An 18,250-nucleotide genomic window follows, 5' to 3' on the forward strand; every position below is an offset into this window, starting at 1 on the left:
GTCGGACATGACTTTATACCAAAACAATGCAGACCAGCAGGACTGGACCATTATTCAAATTTCAGACACACATTTGATGAATCAGGAAGATTTAGAATTTGTGCATATGAATCCTGAACACAGCTTTCATTCGGTGATCCGGCAAATTCAGCAGCAATATCCGGATACAGATGCCATTGTTCATACTGGTGACCTGGCCCAAGTTCCGGTAGAAGAAACCTATAGCCGTTATTTGGCTTTTATGCAGACACTGGGAATCCCGTTTTATCAAATACCGGGTAATCATGACGATATTGATATCTTCCCGTTCTACCAGCATAAAAACCAGGCCCAGGCGATTCATTTTGGCCGATGGAGCTTTGTTCTATTAAACAGTGCGGTACATGACAGGATCGATGGCTGGATTGAACAGGAGCAATTACAACAACTGGATATACTTTTAGCAAAACTGCAACAGCAATTCGTAATTGTGGCATGCCATCATCATCCCTTCGAAATGCAATCAAAATGGATCGATCAGCACAAACTGAAAAACACTCAAAATCTAACCGACATTCTGGCCAAGTACAGTAATGTTAAAGCGGTGATTTTTGGTCATGTGCATCAGGATTCTTGCAATGAATGGCAGCACATCCAGTTTTTCTCCACGCCATCGACCTGTGTTCAGTTCAAACCTTTAAGCGAAGATTTCGCCCTGGATGACCAAGCGCCAGGTTTTCGTGTCCTGCATCTGAAAGCCAATGGTGAACTTGAAACCCAAATTCACCGTGTTCACACAGCACGACAACAAATTAATAGTGAAATTTCAGGTTATTAACTTTTCATTTTGCTTTTTTTCTATTACTTTATGCCTTCTAAAGGAAGCATGATCGATAGAATCCAAGCATCAAAGACTATCAAAAAGCACAAAAAGTCTATATGATGACGACCCTCGCAGGAAAATCTCCTGAGGGTTGGATAAAAACACTTGCATATCACCATATTTTTTGCGTATAGATAATACGTATATGATGAGGAATGCCCTATATGGCGAATGACAACCAAAATCAAGTCTTGGACGAACAAACTGATGTTGTAGATGAAAAATCTACCAAACGCGTGCGTAAAACAAAGCCAAAAGCGTCAGAAAGTGGTTCTACTGCTAGCTTATTTGGTATTGCACCTTATCAGCCTAAAAAAAATGAAGAATACATGTCTGAAGGACAGCTTGAGCATTTCCGCCAGATTTTATTGGCGTGGAAAGCTGAACTAATGTCTGAAGTAGACCGTACTTTAAACACCATGCAAGACGAAAATACAGCTTTGCCTGATGTCAATGACCGTGCGACACAAGAAGAAGAGTTTGCCATTGAACTCCGTACACGTGACCGTGAACGTAAGTTAATCCGCAAGATTGAGCAATCTATCGAAGCGATTAAAAACGATGATTACGGTTTCTGTGAAACTTGTGGTATTGAAATTGGTCTGCGTCGTCTTGAAGCACGTCCAACTGCAACCCTTTGTATTGACTGCAAAACTCTAGCAGAAATCAAAGAGAAGCAAAATAACGGTTAATACTGTGTTAAGTAATCCCTCCCTGCCCCTCCCTTTAATAAAGGAGGGGGACAACAGGACGGCTTATGTGGGTCGGTTTGCGCCATCGCCAACCGGCCCTTTGCATTTTGGCTCACTCATCACTGCACTAGCCAGTTATTGCGATGCCCGTGCCCATCAGGGTCAATGGGTGGTCAGAATTGAAGATACCGATATTCCGCGTATTTATCCCGGCAGTGAAGAACATATCCAGCGTTCAATTGCAGCGTTCCAGTTTGAACCCGATGCCGAAATCATTTTCCAAAAAGACCGTCTAGAACTGTATGAACAGGTCATTGAACAGCTGCATCAACAAGGCTGGGTCTATGCCTGCCAGTGCACCCGTAAAATGCTCGGCTCCAATCATATTTATGCCGGAACTTGCCGGGATTTACATCTGCCTTTTCAGCAGCAAGCTATTCGTCTGAAAGTCTCCAATCAACAGATTTGCTTCACCGATCGTTTGCAAGGTCCACACTGTTCCAACCTGCAACACGACCTCGGTGATTTTGTGCTGAAACGCCGTGATGGCATTATCAATTATCAGCTGGCCGTGGTGGTGGATGATTACTTACAAGGCATGACGCATGTGGTTCGTGGGGCTGACCTGCTAGACAATACCGAACGGCAAATCTGGCTCGGTTCGCTGCTCGGTTATCCGCAACTTGAATATATGCACCTGCCGCTCGCGATGAATGATCAGGGACAAAAGCTCTCTAAACAGAACCTGGCACAAGCGCTGGACCTCAATCGCGCACCCGAATTACTTCAGCAAGCGATTCACGCCTTGCACCAGCCCGAAGTTGATTTAGACACCCCAGCCCATATGCTCAAGCAAGCCATTGCACAGTGGAATACAGACTTAATTCCGCATACAACTAAGCTACACGGCAGCTATTTATAAAATTCAGATTATCGTTAAGCTAAAAATACCTACACCAGTCATGGCAGAATCACGATGTTTTTTATATTTGGCATTGGTCCTAAAACCAAAGTAGTTGAGAAAAATCAGTTTTTATGTCCAGTATGCAGAACCAGAAGTGCCTATGAATTAAAACAGCAGCGTAATTATTTTTCTTTATTTTTTATCCCACTGATTCCCCTCTCAAAAGCCAAAGGAGAATTTGTGAAATGTTTACACTGTGGAACTGAAATGCCGAGCACAGTATTAAACCATGCTCAGCCAAATTGATTGATCATTTACAGCAAAGCTAGAAACTCGATTCTTCTTTGCTTGGATTGGCTTTTTGCGTGGTGGCATCAATTTTCAAAATCAAACTGATCATCACGGCACACATAATTAATGACGAACCGCCATAACTAATAAACGGCAAGGTCAAACCTTTGGTCGGCAGCATGCCCATATTCATCCCGGCATTCACCAAGATTTGCAGCAAGAAAATAATACTGATGCCATAAGCCAAATAACCTGCACGCAAATATTGATATTGCAAGGCACGGTGTCCGATCTTGATACAGCAGACCACCATCATGAAGGACAAGATCAATACGCTACTGATGCCAAAGAAGCCAAATTCTTCACCCAAAATCGCCAACATAAAGTCAGTATGTGCTTCAGGCAGATAAGACATTTTCTGGATACTATGACCGAGTCCTACCCCAGTCCATTCACCCCGACCAAAGGCCATCAGCGCATTGGAAAGCTGATAGCCGGTGCCCAAGGGATCCGCCCAGGGATTGGTAAAGGACAGCGCACGCTGCAAGCGGTAAGGCTCAAAGATAATTGCAGCACCCAGAGCAAAGATAATCGCGATCAAGAAGAAAATAAACTGAATCGGTGGCGCACCAGCCAGGAAGAAAACGCCTAAAATCATCAGGACAATTACTGCAGTTGCGCCCAGATCGGGTTCCAGCAGGATCAAGCCTACAGTGATGATCATCACACCGACTAGGCGGTACAGGCCAGAAGCGCTGTTTCTCACCTCTTTCGCCCGTCGTACCACATAATCCGCAGTAAAGATGGCCATCATGACCTTGGCAACTTCGGAGGCCTGTAAAGTAAAGCCAGCAATACGAATCCAACGGGTGGAACCATTCACCTCTGTACCGACGACCAGCACCACAGCCAGCAACAGAATGGTCATAATCCACAGGGGAAAGGTATTATTAAACCAAACATTCAGCGATACTTTATAAGCCAAAAATGCGGCTACCGCAGCCACCAGAATTGAAATACCGTGTCGGATTACATAGTGAAATGCATTTTCATGTAAGCGGTCTGCATAGGGCATCGATGCCGATGCCACCATGATTGAACCGATACACAGCAAGGCAATAACACAAAAAATCAGCACATTACGCGGCGTAACTTCAGCGGGGATTTTTGGTCCCCACTCATTGTAGACCTGATTAATTTTATTTATGGTCGTCTGAGCTAACCCAGCCATACAACTTTCCTTATCGTTCTTCTAAGCAAGTGTGTTCACACATTCAACAAACTGGTGTCCACGTTCACTATAACCTTTAAACATATCAAAACTTGCACATGCAGGTGACAATAACACCACATCATTGGCTTGTGTATGTTGCTGGCATAATTCCACCGCTTCTTTTAAAGATTCTGCATGAAGCAATGTTGTGGTTCCTGCAATCGCGGCTTCAATCACTGGTCGGTCTTCACCAATCAGCACGGCAACTTTGGCATATTTAGTCAGGGCATCGCGAAGTGCAGTAAAGTCCTGCCCTTTACCTTGACCGCCTAAAATAATCGCCACTTTACCCTGTTGCGGCTCGATTGCAGCACCTAAACCATCAATAGCTGCAAGGGTTGCACCGATATTGGTGCCCTTAGAATCATTATAATAACGAACGCCTTTTACTTCTTTCACAAATTCACAGCGATGCTCTAAGCCTTTAAAGGTTTTTAAAGTATTCAGCATCGATTCAAGCGGCAGTCCAATCGCTTCACCTAAAGCCAGACATGCCAAGGCATTGGCCACATTATGTGTGCCTTGAATATACATCTCGGAACTTTTTAGTAAACGCTCACGACCACGTGCCAACCAGATGGTGCCATTATCTTCTTTTAAAATACCGTATTGATTTAAATCCGGTGCATTCAAGCCAAAGCTTTGCATCGGCGTGTTATCTGGAACCAGTGGACGAGTGAGCGAATCATCACGGTTAAACACGACTTTTTTCACGCCCTGGAAAATACGGTGTTTTGCCGTGTGATAACCAAACATATCGCCATGACGGTCTAGATGATCTTCACTCATATTCAGCACCACAGCCACTTCTGCATTTAAATGAGAGGTGGTTTCCAACTGGAAGCTGGAAAGTTCCAAAATATAAAGTTCAGGATCATCTTTGGTTAAGTCCAGTGCCGGACGGCCCAAATTACCGCCTACAGCTACTTTCTTGCCGGCATCTGCAGCCATCAATCCAAATAAGGTCGTCACCGTGCTTTTGGCATTTGAACCGGTAATTGCCACAATCGGTTTATCGGTGGCACGGCGCAATATCTGAATTTCACTCACCACCGGAATGTCTTTGGCAATAGCAGCCTGAATTTCAGGCAGTTTTAGATCCAGTCCCGGACTAATCACAATTTCTTCAGCTTGCAACAATAGCTCTTGATCCAGCTGACCAAAACTGGTTTGTACTTCCGCTGGAATCTGGTCATGCCCGGGCGGTGTCTTTCGAGAATCTGTTACTGCAACGCGGTAGCCATGTTCATGTAAGAAATTTACTGCTGCAACCCCTGAAATTCCGAGTCCTGCAACAACTTTTAATCCACCACGCTGTATTAACATTTTTACCCCATTTTATGGTCTGTTTCAAAACTGCCAAAATGTTAGCACTTTGCTCTTTTGAATGCTTTTTCTGTTTTGACTTTATATCGGCTTTTTTGTGTCAGCGCGTAAAAAAACCGTCATAAAAATGACGGTTTTTCAATATGCTTATTTAAGATGGAAATAGAACTTGAAATTTATTTCCATTTTACCGCTTGAACTTCGGTTTTTTTCTGAACCTGATCTTCATTTGCAGAACAGCCACAGCTTCCTCCGCAACCAGAAACCATCGCCGGCTTTAACCATTCTCCCAGTGTTGCCCACCCTTGCTTGGCACAAAAACTGGACAACTGCATGAAGACTGAGTTTGCCGTCGTAGGAAATACCTTTTTGAAGACCACAATTGCACTCCACATCACCAATGCCGCAACAATTACCACTTCAATCATCTCAATCTCCTGTGCAGATTATTTTCAGTCAACTGAACCCAATCCAATTAACCCAAATAATGCGTTGCAATTTGATAAGTCAGGAATGACATCAAATAAGCCAAACCAAACAAGTAAGCCGTCATAAAGCTCACGGTTTTCCATGAACCTGTTTCACGTTTCACCGTTGCCAAGGTTGCCAGACAATGCGGCGCATAAATAAACCAGACCAAAAGTGATAAACCGGTTGCCAATGACCAGCCCAGGTCACCTGTACCACCGATTATAGAGGCCAAGCCTTGTGACATGGCATCCTCATCTACCGCAGAAAGTGCATAGACTGTGCCCAATGCAGCCACCACCACTTCACGTGCGGCCATGGCAGGAATCAAGGCGATACAGATTTGCCAGTTAAAGCCTAGCGGGGCAAAAATCGGCTGCATCACATGACCCAGCATTCCGGCAAAGGAATAATCAATTGCCGGGGCAGTCGCACCCTCCGGGGCTTGCGGGAAGGTACACAAGAACCACAGCAAAATAGATAGCGCAAAAATGATGCCACCGACACGTTTCAGGAAGATCTTGGCGCGATCCAGCAAGCCAATCCACACACTTTTGACATCAGGGAACCGGTAGCTTGGCAACTCCATTAACAACATATGCTGAGACTTGTCTTTCTGAAAAAATTTCAGCACGGTTGCTACAATCAAGGCACTAATAATCCCGGCCATATATAGGGCGAACAGCACCAAACCCTGTAAATTGAATAGGCCCCAGACCATTTTTTCCGGAATGAAAGCGGCAATCAGCAAGGCATATACCGGTAAACGGGCCGAACAGGTCATCAATGGTGCCACAAAAATTGTGGTTAAACGGTCACGCGGATCACTGATGCTACGGGTCGCCATAATCCCCGGAACTGCACAGGCAAAACTGGACAGTAACGGAATAAAGGCACGACCTGAAAGACCAGCTTTAAACATCAGTTTATCCAGCAAGAACGCAGCACGTGGTAAATAACCTGACTCTTCTAACACCAAAATGAAGAAGAACAGAATCAAAATTTGTGGCAAGAACACCACCACCCCACCGGCTCCGGCGATAATGCCATCGACCACCAAGCTGTTCAGCAAGGGATGGGAAATATTTGCCCCAACCACTTCACCAAACCAGCCAAAGAAGGCTTCAATTCCATCCATAAACGGCGCCGCCCAGGCAAATACTGCCTGAAACACAATGAACATCATCAGCGCAAGACTGACCAAACCTAAGACTGGATGTAAAAATATTTTATCGAGGAAGTCGGAGCGTTTATCTTCCTGCTCAACTGAATGCACCACATCATGCAAAATGGTTTCAATCTTCTGATGGTTACTGCCAGTTAAACCGCTCAGTTCGGTATGCGGTGTTGAGTATTTACCTTGATCCAGCGCATTCATCAGGTTTTCAATGCCTGAATTACGTACAGCTACAGTTTCCACCACAGGAATACCCAAACGCTCCGCCAACTTTTGCGTGTTGATTTGCATGCCACGGCGACGCGCTTCATCCATCATATTCAGCACAAGCAGAATTGGACGGCGCAGCTCGATCATTTCCAGAACCAGACCAAGATGCAGTTTCAGGTTGGTGGCATCGACCACACACAAGAACGCATCTTGCTGGCCTTCTTCGGCAATTTTACCTTGCACCACATCACGGGTAATCGCTTCATCCGGACTGGTGGCATCTAAACTGTAAGTGCCGGGTAAATCTAATACACGAACTGGTTTAGCCGACGGCAAGGTGAACTGCCCTACCTTACGCTCAACCGTGACACCGGCATAGTTGGCGACTTTCTGACGTGTACCGGTGAGATGGTTAAATAATGATGTTTTACCACAGTTTGGGTTACCTACCAGGGCAATACGCAACGCATCACTCATGCAGGTGCTCCCTCAAGATTAATTTCAATTTTTTCAGCTTCAACTTTACGCAGTGCGAAACGGGTAAATCCAACTTGAATTAAAATCGGGTCTCCACCAAAAATACCTTTGGTAATGACCTGAACCTTTGTCCCCGGTACAAAGCCCAAAGTTTCCAAACGACTCGCCACCAGATCAGTCTGAGCTGTATCATTATTCAAAGTACGATTTACTTTGCGAATGATGGCCGCTTGTTTCACTTTCAAATCAGATAATCGCACCGCATCTAATCCTAAAATATTTGCTACAGTATACAAACAAATGAGAATAATTACCAAGTAAGGTTTATTCCAATTCTCATCTTGTGCTGTTACATCGACATTCGTACAGAATTGTTCTAAATTGATCCCAGCCAAGAAAAACTTGGATTTTTCATTCAATGTAGAAGTGACATGCTTAATAAAAAACCTCGTATCCCTGCTTCTGTGAGCATTCCTGAACATTTAAGTTTTTTACAGGGTTTCCGAGATTATTTAATTGCACAAACCGTCAGTCCGCATACCCGTAATGCCTATCTGTCTGATTTAGTTCAATGTAGTGAGTGCAATTCCAATTTAATGCCAGATTGGTCCAGCGATGATATATCGGATGTTTTACTGGCATTAACCAAACAAGGTAAAAGCCCACGTTCGATTGCGCGCTCCCTTTCTGCCCTGCGTTCTTTTTATAAGTTCTTGCGTGAGCAAAAATTACGTAGCGACAATCCGGTTGCTACCCATAAAACTCCTAAAATTGGTCGGGCCTTGCCTAAGGATTTATCTGAAGCCGATGTTGAAGCCCTCATTAACGCTCCCGATATCAATACTGCTCTGGGCTTACGCGACCGGGCGATGTTTGAAGTCCTGTATGCCTGTGGGCTACGGGTGACTGAACTCCTCAATTTGCGCCTTGAATTGATTAATTTAAAACAGGGCTATTTACGTATTGTTGGTAAAGGCAATAAGGAACGTCTGGTGCCTTTAGGACAGGTGGCGTGTGAATGGATTGAAAAATATCTGAATGAAGCACGCGCTAGCCTTTATAAATCTGCCACCGACTATGTTTTTTTAACCCAGCACGGCGGCATCATGAGCCGGCAAAATTTCTGGTATGCCATTAAACGCTATGCGCTACAAGCCGGGATTAAAGCCGAACTTTCACCGCATACCCTGCGTCATGCCTTTGCCACCCATTTACTCAATCATGGCGCTGACTTACGTGTGGTACAGATGCTGCTCGGACATAGTGATTTATCGACCACACAAATTTATACCCACGTGGCTCAGGTGCGCATGCAACAATTGCATGCGACTTATCATCCACGCGCTTAATGGCGCTAAATATCAGACCAAGAAGTTTTATCGCAGGCATTTTTTTTTGTTATGCTAAGCCACCAATTTTTATCTATAGCTAAAAGAAAGGGTTATTTATGTCATTTACCCGCTCAAAAATTTTTATTGCCTGTACCTTGGCTAGCAGCCTGGTCATCACTGCTTGTTCCAACTCTAATAACGATGAAAAAAAGCAAAGTACTTTAACCGCTAGCGCACCTGCAACCGGACAGGCATCGAATCTTTCCGAACGCAATGCACAGCAGCGCCTGATTAACACGCTGCAACAGCACTTTAAAAAAGCCAATATCAATGCCAAAGTTTTAGATATTAAAGCCACTGAAGTACCGAATCTGTATTGGGTCAACTTAGAAGGCATGTCATCGGTTTATGCTACTGCCGACGGCAAATACATTATTCAGGGTGATGTGCTGCGTTTAGGCGACAGTAAAATTCACAATGTCAGTGAAAGCCTGCAATCTGAAGCCAATAAAAAGCTGCTGGCCAACTTAAAAACTGAAGATCTTCTGGTGTACAAAGCCAAAGGAAAAACCAAACATGTGGTTTATGTCTTTACCGATGCCAGCTGTCCGTATTGTCACAAACTGCATGAACAGATGAATGAAATCAATGCGAAAGGTATTGAAGTACGTTATATCGCATGGCCACGTGGTGAACAGTTCATGCCAGCCATGGAAAGCGTCTGGTGTAGTGAAGACCGTCAGGCGGCTTTTGATCAGGCCATTGCCGGTGCACCGCTTGCTCCAGCAAACTGTAAAAATCCGGTCAGAGATCAATATCAGTTGGGTCTGAATATGGGCGTCAATGGAACTCCGGCAATCTATAATAGCGAAGGTGTTTACCTTGGTGGATATCTATCGCCTGAAGAATTGGTAGAACGTTTAAATAACTAATTTTTATTCGTTAAATTAGTGTTTTTTATAGTTGCAGATAAAGTTATTTCTTTCCTAGAGTCTCATGCTTTTTTTAGCTATGATCTAGGTTCGCTTAAAATTGATTAGATATTGGAGTGTGACGTGAAACCAGTTCGTCTGGCAATCCTCGGTCTTGGTACTGTGGGTGGTGGTGCCCTTAAACTTTTAAAAGAAAACGCTGCTGAGATTAGACGTCGCACCGGTCGAGAAATTGAAATTACCCATGTGGGTACACGTCGTCCGCGTCCTGATTTGGATCTTCCAGAATCAATCAAACAAAGTGCTGATCTTCTAGAAATTGTACGTCAACCCGATGTTGACGTTGTGGTTGAAGTGATGGGCGGAATTCATCCAGCCTATGAAGTCATTATGGAAGCCATGAAACATGGCAAACATATTGTGACTGCCAACAAGGCACTCTTGGCTGAACACGGTAATGAACTGTTTAAAGCGGCTGAAGACAATGCCGTACAGATTGCCTATGAAGCGGCAGTTGCCGGCGGTATTCCAATTATTAAAGTCATTCGTGAAGGTTTGGCTGCCAATAAAATTGACTGGTTGGCAGGTATTATTAACGGAACCGGCAACTTCATTTTAAGTGAGATGCGTGAAAAAGGCCGTGCTTTTGAAGACGTGCTGAAAGAAGCTCAAGAACTCGGTTATGCCGAAGCCGATCCGACTTTTGACGTTGAAGGCATTGATGCTGCACATAAACTGACCATTCTGGCGTCATGTGCATTTGGTATTCCGCTACAGTTTGATAAAGTCTTTACAGAAGGCATTGGCAAAGTTACTGCACAAGATGTGAAATATGCAGAAGACTTGGGTTTCCGTATCAAACACTTGGGTATTGCGCGCCGTACCGATGCCGGCATTGAATTACGTGTGCATCCGACTTTAATTCCAGATGACCAGCTGATTGCCAATGTAAACGGCGTGAAGAATGCGGTCTTGGTACAGGCCAATGCTGTTGGTCCAACCCTTTATTACGGTGCTGGTGCAGGCGCAGGTCCAACCGCTTCAGCTGTGGTTGCCGATGTCGTCGATATTGTCCGTGATATTATTTATACCGAAGATGGCGCCGGAACCATTCCGCAATTGGCCTTTGAAGCCCTCACGGATTTGCCAATTTTAACGCGTGAACAAATGACCACAGGCTATTACATCCGTATTAATGCCGAAGATCAAATGGGCGTACTTGCCGATGTCACCACGATTTTAAGTCGTGCCGGCATCAGCATTGATGCCATCATGCAGCAGTCGCGTTTAAAAGACCTGATTCCGATCGTGATTTTAACTGATCCTATCGTTGAATCAAAAATGGATGAAGCGTTGCAACAAATTCAAGCATTGCCCTTCATTCATGGCGAAATTGTACGAATTCGTTTAGAATCGCTTGATAATTAATCGGGTCGAGGGGAATATTTCCGTTCCTCTCGCCAAGCTCTACACACAATTGGAACATCATCATGTCTAATGCCAATCGTTATACTGGTTTAGTTGACCGCTATCGCGACCGTTTACCAGTGTCTGCAACTACTCGTGCAATCTCTTTAGGCGAAGGTAACACGCCACTGATTAAGCTTGAGAACATTCCACGTATTATTGGCAAAAATGTTGAAATTTATGTGAAGTACGAGGGCTTAAACCCGACTGGTTCATTTAAAGACCGTGGTATGACCATGGCAGTGACAAAAGCAGTTGAAGAAGGCTCTAAAGCCATTATCTGTGCGTCTACTGGTAACACTTCTGCTGCTGCAGCGGCTTATGCTGCCCGTGCGGGGATCAAAGCGTTCGTAATCATCCCTGAAGGCAAAATTGCCATGGGTAAAATGGCGCAAGCGATGATGTATGGTGCTGTAACCATGCAAATTCGCGGTAACTTCGATGACGGTATGCGTTTGGTGAAAGAAGTGGCTGACCAAGCACCGGTGACCATCGTGAACTCAATCAACCCTTACCGTTTGCAAGGTCAAAAGACTATTGCTTATGAAATTGTTGAAGCTTTAGGCCGTGCTCCTGATTACCACTGCTTACCAGTGGGTAACGCAGGGAACATCACTGCACACTGGATGGGTTATACCGAAGCTGTTGCAAACCAATCAAAAGATGAGTTTGAGCAAGTGGTTTATGATGCTGCAACAGATCAGTTCACTGGTCCTAAACCTGAAGGCTTGCCAACGATGGTCGGTTACCAGGCATCTGGTGCTGCACCGTTCCTGCGTGGTGCACCGGTTGAAAGCCCTGAAACAGTAGCAACTGCCATCCGTATTGGTAATCCACAAAGCTGGAACCATGCAAAAGCTGTAGTTCGTGATTCTAAAGGTTGGTTCGACGAACTTCAGGATAGCGAAATTTTGGATGCGCAGCGCCTACTTTCTATGTACGAAGGTGTATTCGTAGAGCCTGCTTCCGCAGCATCTATCGGTGGCGCAATTCGTGACATTAAAGCAGGTAAAATTGCTCAAGGTTCTGTGATCGTATGTACCGTAACAGGTAACGGTCTGAAAGACCCTGACACAGCCATCAAGCAATGCCAAGATGCTGTCATGTTGTCTATCGATGCCACTATGGATCAAGTTAAAGACTCTATTCTTTCGAATATGTAATTTATTTCATCTTTAGATGGAAAGAAAAAAGCCCTGCAATTGCAGGGCTTTTTCATTTGGAAGTATTCAAACGTTGAGTAAATTTGAATCCTTCGCAAAGTTAAACATTAAATACGTTTTGGTAACTGGCTTGCCCAAGTCATTAAACGGGTTGCATCATTGGTACGTGCGGCAGATGTATCTGCGCCCAGCAACACCACCACCGCTGGACGATTATTTAAAGTCGTATGCATTGCTACGCAGCGTCCTGCTTCATTGATATAACCGGTTTTTGAAATATTGATATTCCAGCCACCATTACGCACTAGGGCATTGGTGTTGTTAGATTTCAAAACTCGATAACCCAGATTAAAATCATAACTTGGTGTGGTTGAGAATTGGCGAATCAAACTATATTGAGATGCTTTATTGACTAAAATACCCAAATCACGTGCAGAAGACACATTTCCAGGATGCAAACCTGTTGACTCCAGATAATGTGTTGAATGCATACCGAGAGATTTAGCTTTCGCATTCATTGCAGAAATAAAGGCTGCGCGGCCACCCGGGAAAGTACGCGCCAATGCAGACGCAGCAGGATTCTCAGACTTCATCAATGCAAATAAAAGTGCTTCAGCACGATTCATGCTGTCACCAGCACGTAAGGTTGAGCTTGAACTCTTACAGCCCGAACAAGAAAAATCGGCCTGTTGTAAGGTAATTTTTTCCGACATGTTTAAACGGGCATCCGCAATGACAACCGCAGTCATCAGTTTAGTCAGGGATGCAATTGGAAAGGCGGTATTACTATTTTTACTGTATAAAACCTCACCTGTTTGAGCGTCCATCACCAAAGCAGCACGGGCATTTACAGAAGGTTGATTGCTATAGTTTGAATTATTTAAAATCTGTACATTTTGAGGTGCAGAATGAGCAACCACAGCATTTGAGCTACGTACAGAAGTGGTTATTTTTGTTGAACCTTGTGGAGAAACTTCTTCAGCTGAAGCATCACCGTTTAATAATTGATTGGCATCCTCAGAAGACCAGTTCAATGCAGCTTGTCCGGGCCCTTTAGAAGCATCCATGACCAGCTCTGCAAAACTGGTTGAACTCATGATTAACAGAATCGACATGCCTAGCACATGGATTAAAGATTTTTTCGATTGTTTCACGGTGATTTACTCAACTCAAGGAGACAATATACATTTGTATATTCCCTCAAAAATGCTTACATTTAAACACAAATATGAACACTTTTTGTTACTCACAACATTGTGTATAACATTTAATGGAAAGATATAGAATAGGATTGCTAATTTTGTCATTTCATTGCAAGCTTATTTTGCTTTATGTAACAAAAAAAATGCATTTTTTTGATATGAGGGAGAACTAGGTGATCACAGTTTTAGTGGTAGATGACCATGAATTGGTACGTACCGGAATTTGCCGTATGCTCGAAGACCATGCGGATGTTCAAGTGATTGGTCAGGCTGAATCTGGTGAAGAAGCAATTAACTTAGTCCGTCATCATCACCCTAATGTGGTCTTGCTTGATGTAAACATGCCGGGAATTGGCGGGGTAGAAACCACCCGACGTCTGCTACAGACTGCCCCTGAAACCAAAGTGCTGGCCGTCAGTGGCCTGGCTGAAGAACCTTATCCTTCTTTATTGCTGAAAGCCGGGGCTAAAGGTTATATCACCAAAGGTGCGCCTGTGACCGAAATGGTCCGTGCCATCAACAAGGTGATGCAAGGTGGGAAATACTTCAGTGCAGATATTGCCGAACAATTGGCCAGTTCATATCTGTCAGACACCCAGCAATCTCCTTTCGATGCATTATCGGAACGTGAAATGCAGGTCGCGATGATGGTGGTGAATTGTATTAGTGCCCAGGAAATTGCCGATAAACTTTTTGTCAGTGTTAAAACGGTCAATACTTACCGTTATCGCATCTTCGAAAAGCTGAATCTGGATAGTGATGTTAAATTGACTCATCTGGCCATTCGCTATGGACTGATTAAACCTTAATGCCTGCTAGAAGACCTGCATGACGCAAAATACCAATATTTTTCAGTTTAACCAATATCGTTTAGGCATTTGGTATAGCACTTACAGATTCATTATTGCGACTAGTCTTCTCGTGATTTTCTTATTAACCAATCAGCGTTTAAATACCGATTATCACTATCCGCAGCTTTATTTTTATGTCCTGATCGGCTATGTGTTAACAAGCTGTATTCAGTTAATTACGCTAAAAAGTATACGCTTCAAAATTTCCCAGCAGCTCCCACTATTGTTTGTCATTGACGTTATTGCTTTAAGCTTGCTTACCTTGGCGGTAGATGGCCCTAATCTGCAATTAAGTTTGCTGTTCGTAATTACCATTTTTGCAGCCTCATTATTACTGAATGCCAAAAAGGCTTTGATTATTACCTTAATTGCCGTGATTAGTGTGATTTATCAGCTTTTTTTAGGCAGTATTTTTGATTTTTCCTCACTGAATAATATTGGCAACAGTGCCATATTGGCTTTTCTTTTTTTAGTCGTGTATGGCAGTGGGCAAATTGCGGTACGCCGTTTCCAATTGCTGGAAAATTTAAACTTTTCTCAATCCCTGGAGTTAAACCGGCTACAAAATCTGAATCGCTATATTCTGGAACAGATAGAACTCGGTTATTTGGTTTTAGATGAAAACTGCCATATTGTGCTGAGCAACCCTGCTGCTTGCCTGCTTTTAGGCATTCCTCCGCTCTATGCCTATGACAAATATCCCTTATACAAGGCCCAGCCCGATTTATTTGAATTACTTAAATTTGATCAATTGCAGGACGGAGAAAAATTTCAGTTCGAGTCGCAGCTCAGCCATTATCATATGCATATTGAAGTGCAAAAACTCATGGTCCCGCATCAGACCCTGACTCTATTGGTACTGCAGGATGCCACCAAGCTTAATCAACGCGTGCAACAATTAAAACTTGCGGCACTTGGACAATTGTCTGCGAGCATTGCCCACGAAATTCGCAATCCTTTAGCGGCCATTGTCCAAGCCAATGAACTTTTGCGAGATAGCGATCCGCATCAACAAGCGGCATTGAGCCGGATGATTTCGAAACAGACCCAGCGTATCGATCGTATTATCCAAGACACACTGAATATGGTGCGCAATAAAGAAACCCATCCCTCCACGATTGAACTGAAACAGTTTATTCCGCTCCTCATTCAGGAAGATTTGGCTGATATTGCCATCCAGATTAAATATACCGTTCAAAGTAAAATTTTTATTCGTTTTGACGAGGCCCAATTGCGTCAAGTTTTGATTAACCTGATTCGTAATGCTATTCGACATAATTCACCTGAGCATTCACATATTGAATTGAATGCCTATTTACATGAACCCAATGTCCGCATTGAAGTCCGTGATTTTGGCGCTGGGGTTGCGTCAAAAGATTTAACCTCTTTATTTCAACCTTTTTTTAGTACCGAAATCACAGGAACTGGTTTAGGATTATACTTATCACATAGTTTTTGCGAGGCCAATCAGGCAAAACTCAACTATGTAGAACAAGAACAAGGGGCATGCTTTCAAATAGAATGCCTGCGAGTTGTATTATAAATTAAAATTGCCGGGGTGTACTTTGGAACAACAACCACTTGTATTGTTAGTAGATGATGAAGAAGATTTGTGTACCCTCATGCAAATGTCTTTAGCGCGTATCGGGATCAAAACCCATATTGCACATCGTCTTGAACAAGCCAAAAAATTCTTGTCTGAATACCGGTATGATGCTTGTTTAACCGATTTAAATTTACCGGACGGTAATGGACTGCAACTGGTGGAATGGATTAGCCAGCACTTTCCATCCATACCGGTGGCGGTACTGACAGCATATGGCAATATGGAAATTGCCATTGCGGCACTCAAAGCCGGTGCATTTGATTTTGTCAGCAAACCCGTGAATCAAAAGCATCTGGAACAACTGCTGCAAAAAGCCTTTAATAAACCCTTTGAGCATTTGCAGACCAAAGAAGATAGTCTGGAACAAAAGTTATTAATCGGCCAATCACTGCCGATTCAACAGTTAAGAGTAACCTTAAATAAAATTGCCCGCTCTCAGGCACCGGTATTTATTACTGGCGAATCCGGGACCGGAAAAGAAGTGATTGCCAATCTGGTACATCGCCTCAGTAACCGTAATGAAGGACCTTTTATTGCCATTAACTGCGGAGCTATTCCGACTGAATTGATGGAAAGCGAACTGTTTGGACATAAAAAAGGCAGTTTTACCGGTGCTACTCAGGACAAACAGGGTCTGATTCAATCTGCACACGGCGGCAGTCTGTTTCTAGATGAAATCGCCGAACTGCCTTTAAGCATGCAGGTTAAATTGCTACGTGCCGTGCAGGAAAAGCGGATTCGTCCAGTCGGTTCAGACTGTGAAATTGATGTCGATTTTCGTGTGATTAGTGCCAGCCATCAAGACCTGGAAGCACTGGTGCAACAAGGTCGCTTTAGACAGGATCTGTTCTTTCGTATCCATGTGATGGATCTGGTCCTGCCCCCACTGCGTGAACGTGGTGACGATATTATTTTATTGGCGCATCATTTTATTCAGAAAATTAGCCAGGAATGGGATATTCCGCAAAAACAGCTAACTGATCGTGCGAAAAGCTTTTTACTGAGTCAGTATTATCCCGGAAATGTCCGTGAATTGCGTAATATTATTGAGCGTGCCATTACCTTAAGCGATGATGAAAGAATCGACTTGCAACACTTACAAAGTGCACCTTTACGCTATCCAACTGCAGCGATGCCAGAAGTTGCGGAAGATCAACACGTTTTGCGCAGCGACATTCTGGTTTCTTCTAAAAAATTACCCGATGAAGGTTTAGAGCTGTATCTGGAAAATATTGAAAAAGATATTTTACTCAATGCCCTGAATTTGACCCATTGGAACAGAACCCTGGCTGCCAAAAAACTGGGCATGTCTTTCCGTTCCTTGCGTTATCGTCTGAAGAAATTTGGTTTGGATACCGACGAAGAATAAGCTGTTTTTATTTATGACTTAAAATAATCTCTGCAACATGTTCCAGATAGTTGTCTTCTTTCATGTCATGTTGCAGCAGATATTGTTGATCCGGTTGAATACCGACACCCTCAATCATCTGTCCTTTCGGTGTGTAATAATGCGATACCGTCATCTGCAAAGCTGCACCATTGGAGAGTGGAAACAGTTTTTGTACCACCCCTTTTCCATAGCTTTTTTCACCCACTACCCAGGCACGGCCATGATCTTTCATCGCAGCGGTAAACACTTCAGCAGCAGAAGCGGAGCGGTTATTGATTAAAATGCCCAACTTTAAATTCTGAAATTCAAAACTAGGTAGGGCTTGAAACTGCTGATCCCCTTCAGAACGACTTTTGGTCGAGACAATCAATCCTTGATTCAAAAATAAGTCGGCCGATTCCACCGCAGCAGATAACAATCCACCAGGGTTATTTCTTAAATCCAGCAATACTGCTTTCAAACGTGAGGAAGGATGCTCTTCAATCAGGCGTTTAATTTCATTGGCTGTATCTTGCTGGAAAACTTTGACTTTAATCACCAATACCTGATTATGCAGCAAAGTTGCCTGAATATCGGTTTCGATTTTTTTATTACGGACTAAAATCAGAGGTTTACTATTAGGTGCCAG

18 protein-coding genes are annotated in these 18,250 nt (G+C 43.7%); 11 read left to right on the plus strand and 7 right to left on the minus strand.

The annotated features are described in order from the left end of the window. Positions 1 to 7: 7 nt before the first annotated feature. From cpdA to B4C48_RS09285, 4 genes are all read left to right on the plus strand, one after another. The gene (gene cpdA, locus B4C48_RS09270) at positions 8 to 817 is read left to right on the plus strand and encodes a 3',5'-cyclic-AMP phosphodiesterase (protein WP_291355783.1); all 810 of its coding nucleotides are present in this window, start codon (positions 8 to 10) and stop codon (positions 815 to 817) included. Positions 818 to 1,026: 209 nt separating this feature from the next. After that, positions 1,027 to 1,554: an RNA polymerase-binding protein DksA gene (dksA, locus tag B4C48_RS09275; RefSeq protein ID WP_086174133.1), complete on the plus strand. Its 528-nt coding sequence runs from the start codon at positions 1,027 to 1,029 to the stop codon at positions 1,552 to 1,554. 4 nt (positions 1,555 to 1,558) lie between these two features. Then, positions 1,559 to 2,476 (plus strand): tRNA glutamyl-Q(34) synthetase GluQRS, encoded by a 918-nt coding sequence (gene gluQRS / locus B4C48_RS09280; protein ID WP_414631502.1) that lies wholly within the window; start codon positions 1,559 to 1,561, stop codon positions 2,474 to 2,476. A 54-nt stretch (positions 2,477 to 2,530) separates the two neighbouring features. Then, positions 2,531 to 2,764, plus strand: coding sequence for a zinc-ribbon domain-containing protein (locus B4C48_RS09285; protein WP_291355785.1), 234 nt, complete (start codon positions 2,531 to 2,533; stop codon positions 2,762 to 2,764). Between the two features lie 19 nt (positions 2,765 to 2,783). Here the strand turns inward: B4C48_RS09285 and ftsW are convergent, their stop codons facing one another. From ftsW to B4C48_RS09310, 5 genes are all read right to left on the minus strand, one after another. Next, on the minus strand, positions 2,784 to 3,980 hold the full coding sequence (ftsW, locus tag B4C48_RS09290) for a putative lipid II flippase FtsW (protein WP_291355787.1): 1,197 nt from the start codon (positions 3,978 to 3,980) through the stop codon (positions 2,784 to 2,786). Positions 3,981 to 4,001: 21 nt separating this feature from the next. Continuing rightward, entirely contained in the window at positions 4,002 to 5,348 is a 1,347-nt protein-coding gene (gene murD / locus B4C48_RS09295) for a UDP-N-acetylmuramoyl-L-alanine--D-glutamate ligase (protein WP_291355789.1), read from the minus strand. Between the two features lie 176 nt (positions 5,349 to 5,524). Beyond that, positions 5,525 to 5,776, minus strand: a complete 252-nt coding sequence (locus B4C48_RS09300; protein WP_291355791.1) for a DUF6587 family protein — start codon at positions 5,774 to 5,776, stop codon at positions 5,525 to 5,527. A 47-nt stretch (positions 5,777 to 5,823) separates the two neighbouring features. After that, positions 5,824 to 7,680 carry a ferrous iron transporter B gene (gene feoB / locus B4C48_RS09305; RefSeq protein ID WP_291355792.1) on the minus strand — a complete coding sequence of 619 codons (1,857 nt, stop codon included), beginning with the start codon at positions 7,678 to 7,680 and terminating at the stop codon, positions 5,824 to 5,826. Continuing rightward, a complete protein-coding gene (locus B4C48_RS09310; protein ID WP_291355899.1) occupies positions 7,677 to 7,940 on the minus strand; it encodes a FeoA family protein in 264 nt (87 codons plus the stop codon). The genes feoB and B4C48_RS09310 overlap by 4 nt, the downstream gene beginning before the upstream one ends. Before the next feature lie 171 nt (positions 7,941 to 8,111). Here B4C48_RS09310 and xerD point away from each other — a divergent pair, with 171 nt between their 5' ends. From xerD to thrC, 4 genes are all read left to right on the plus strand, one after another. Next, positions 8,112 to 9,029 carry a site-specific tyrosine recombinase XerD gene (xerD, locus tag B4C48_RS09315; RefSeq protein ID WP_291355794.1) on the plus strand — a complete coding sequence of 306 codons (918 nt, stop codon included), beginning with the start codon at positions 8,112 to 8,114 and terminating at the stop codon, positions 9,027 to 9,029. A gap of 98 nt (positions 9,030 to 9,127) precedes the next feature. Next, positions 9,128 to 9,943: a DsbC family protein gene (locus B4C48_RS09320; protein WP_291355796.1), complete on the plus strand. Its 816-nt coding sequence runs from the start codon at positions 9,128 to 9,130 to the stop codon at positions 9,941 to 9,943. A gap of 123 nt (positions 9,944 to 10,066) precedes the next feature. Next, the gene (locus B4C48_RS09325; RefSeq protein WP_291355798.1) at positions 10,067 to 11,371 is read left to right on the plus strand and encodes a homoserine dehydrogenase; all 1,305 of its coding nucleotides are present in this window, start codon (positions 10,067 to 10,069) and stop codon (positions 11,369 to 11,371) included. A gap of 62 nt (positions 11,372 to 11,433) precedes the next feature. Beyond that, complete coding sequence (gene thrC / locus B4C48_RS09330) at positions 11,434 to 12,573, plus strand: threonine synthase (RefSeq protein WP_291355800.1); 1,140 nt, start codon at positions 11,434 to 11,436, stop codon at positions 12,571 to 12,573. A gap of 107 nt (positions 12,574 to 12,680) precedes the next feature. Here thrC and B4C48_RS09335 read toward each other — a convergent pair whose 3' ends face one another. After that, entirely contained in the window at positions 12,681 to 13,727 is a 1,047-nt protein-coding gene (locus tag B4C48_RS09335; protein ID WP_291355802.1) for a D-alanyl-D-alanine carboxypeptidase family protein, read from the minus strand. 221 nt (positions 13,728 to 13,948) lie between these two features. On the opposite strand from B4C48_RS09335, the gene B4C48_RS09340 reads away from it, so the two are divergent. The 3 genes from B4C48_RS09340 (at position 13,949) to B4C48_RS09350 (ending at position 17,601) form a co-directional block, all read left to right on the plus strand. Then, on the plus strand, positions 13,949 to 14,584 hold the full coding sequence (locus B4C48_RS09340) for a response regulator transcription factor GacA (protein ID WP_086174145.1): 636 nt from the start codon (positions 13,949 to 13,951) through the stop codon (positions 14,582 to 14,584). Positions 14,585 to 14,603: 19 nt separating this feature from the next. Further along, the gene (locus B4C48_RS09345) at positions 14,604 to 16,169 is read left to right on the plus strand and encodes a sensor histidine kinase (RefSeq protein WP_291355805.1); all 1,566 of its coding nucleotides are present in this window, start codon (positions 14,604 to 14,606) and stop codon (positions 16,167 to 16,169) included. Between the two features lie 79 nt (positions 16,170 to 16,248). Further along, positions 16,249 to 17,601, plus strand: coding sequence for a sigma-54-dependent transcriptional regulator (locus tag B4C48_RS09350; RefSeq protein WP_409514831.1), 1,353 nt, complete (start codon positions 16,249 to 16,251; stop codon positions 17,599 to 17,601). A 7-nt stretch (positions 17,602 to 17,608) separates the two neighbouring features. On the opposite strand, the gene B4C48_RS09355 is transcribed toward B4C48_RS09350, so the two are convergent. After that, positions 17,609 to 18,250, minus strand: a 642-nt coding sequence (locus B4C48_RS09355; protein WP_291355809.1) for a S41 family peptidase, incomplete at its 5' end; no start/stop codon positions are given.

The organism is Acinetobacter sp. UBA3106 (assembly GCA_002365595.1).
Lineage (GTDB): Bacteria > Pseudomonadota > Gammaproteobacteria > Pseudomonadales > Moraxellaceae > Acinetobacter.

Bases quoted from the DNA above. Each gene is read 5' to 3' on its own strand.
- cpdA (WP_291355783.1), top strand. From the start codon at position 8: ATGACTTTATACCAAAACAATGCAGACCAGCAGGACTGGACCATTATT.
- dksA (WP_086174133.1), top strand. From the start codon at position 1,027: ATGGCGAATGACAACCAAAATCAAGTCTTGGACGAACAAACTGATGTT.
- B4C48_RS09285 (WP_291355785.1), top strand. From the start codon at position 2,531: ATGTTTTTTATATTTGGCATTGGTCCTAAAACCAAAGTAGTTGAGAAA.
- ftsW (WP_291355787.1), bottom strand. From the start codon at position 3,980: ATGGCTGGGTTAGCTCAGACGACCATAAATAAAATTAATCAGGTCTAC.
- murD (WP_291355789.1), bottom strand. From the start codon at position 5,348: ATGTTAATACAGCGTGGTGGATTAAAAGTTGTTGCAGGACTCGGAATT.
- B4C48_RS09300 (WP_291355791.1), bottom strand. From the start codon at position 5,776: ATGATTGAAGTGGTAATTGTTGCGGCATTGGTGATGTGGAGTGCAATT.
- feoB (WP_291355792.1), bottom strand. From the start codon at position 7,680: ATGAGTGATGCGTTGCGTATTGCCCTGGTAGGTAACCCAAACTGTGGT.
- xerD (WP_291355794.1), top strand. From the start codon at position 8,112: ATGCTTAATAAAAAACCTCGTATCCCTGCTTCTGTGAGCATTCCTGAA.
- B4C48_RS09320 (WP_291355796.1), top strand. From the start codon at position 9,128: ATGTCATTTACCCGCTCAAAAATTTTTATTGCCTGTACCTTGGCTAGC.
- thrC (WP_291355800.1), top strand. From the start codon at position 11,434: ATGTCTAATGCCAATCGTTATACTGGTTTAGTTGACCGCTATCGCGAC.
- B4C48_RS09345 (WP_291355805.1), top strand. From the start codon at position 14,604: ATGACGCAAAATACCAATATTTTTCAGTTTAACCAATATCGTTTAGGC.
- B4C48_RS09350 (WP_409514831.1), top strand. From the start codon at position 16,249: ATGCAAATGTCTTTAGCGCGTATCGGGATCAAAACCCATATTGCACAT.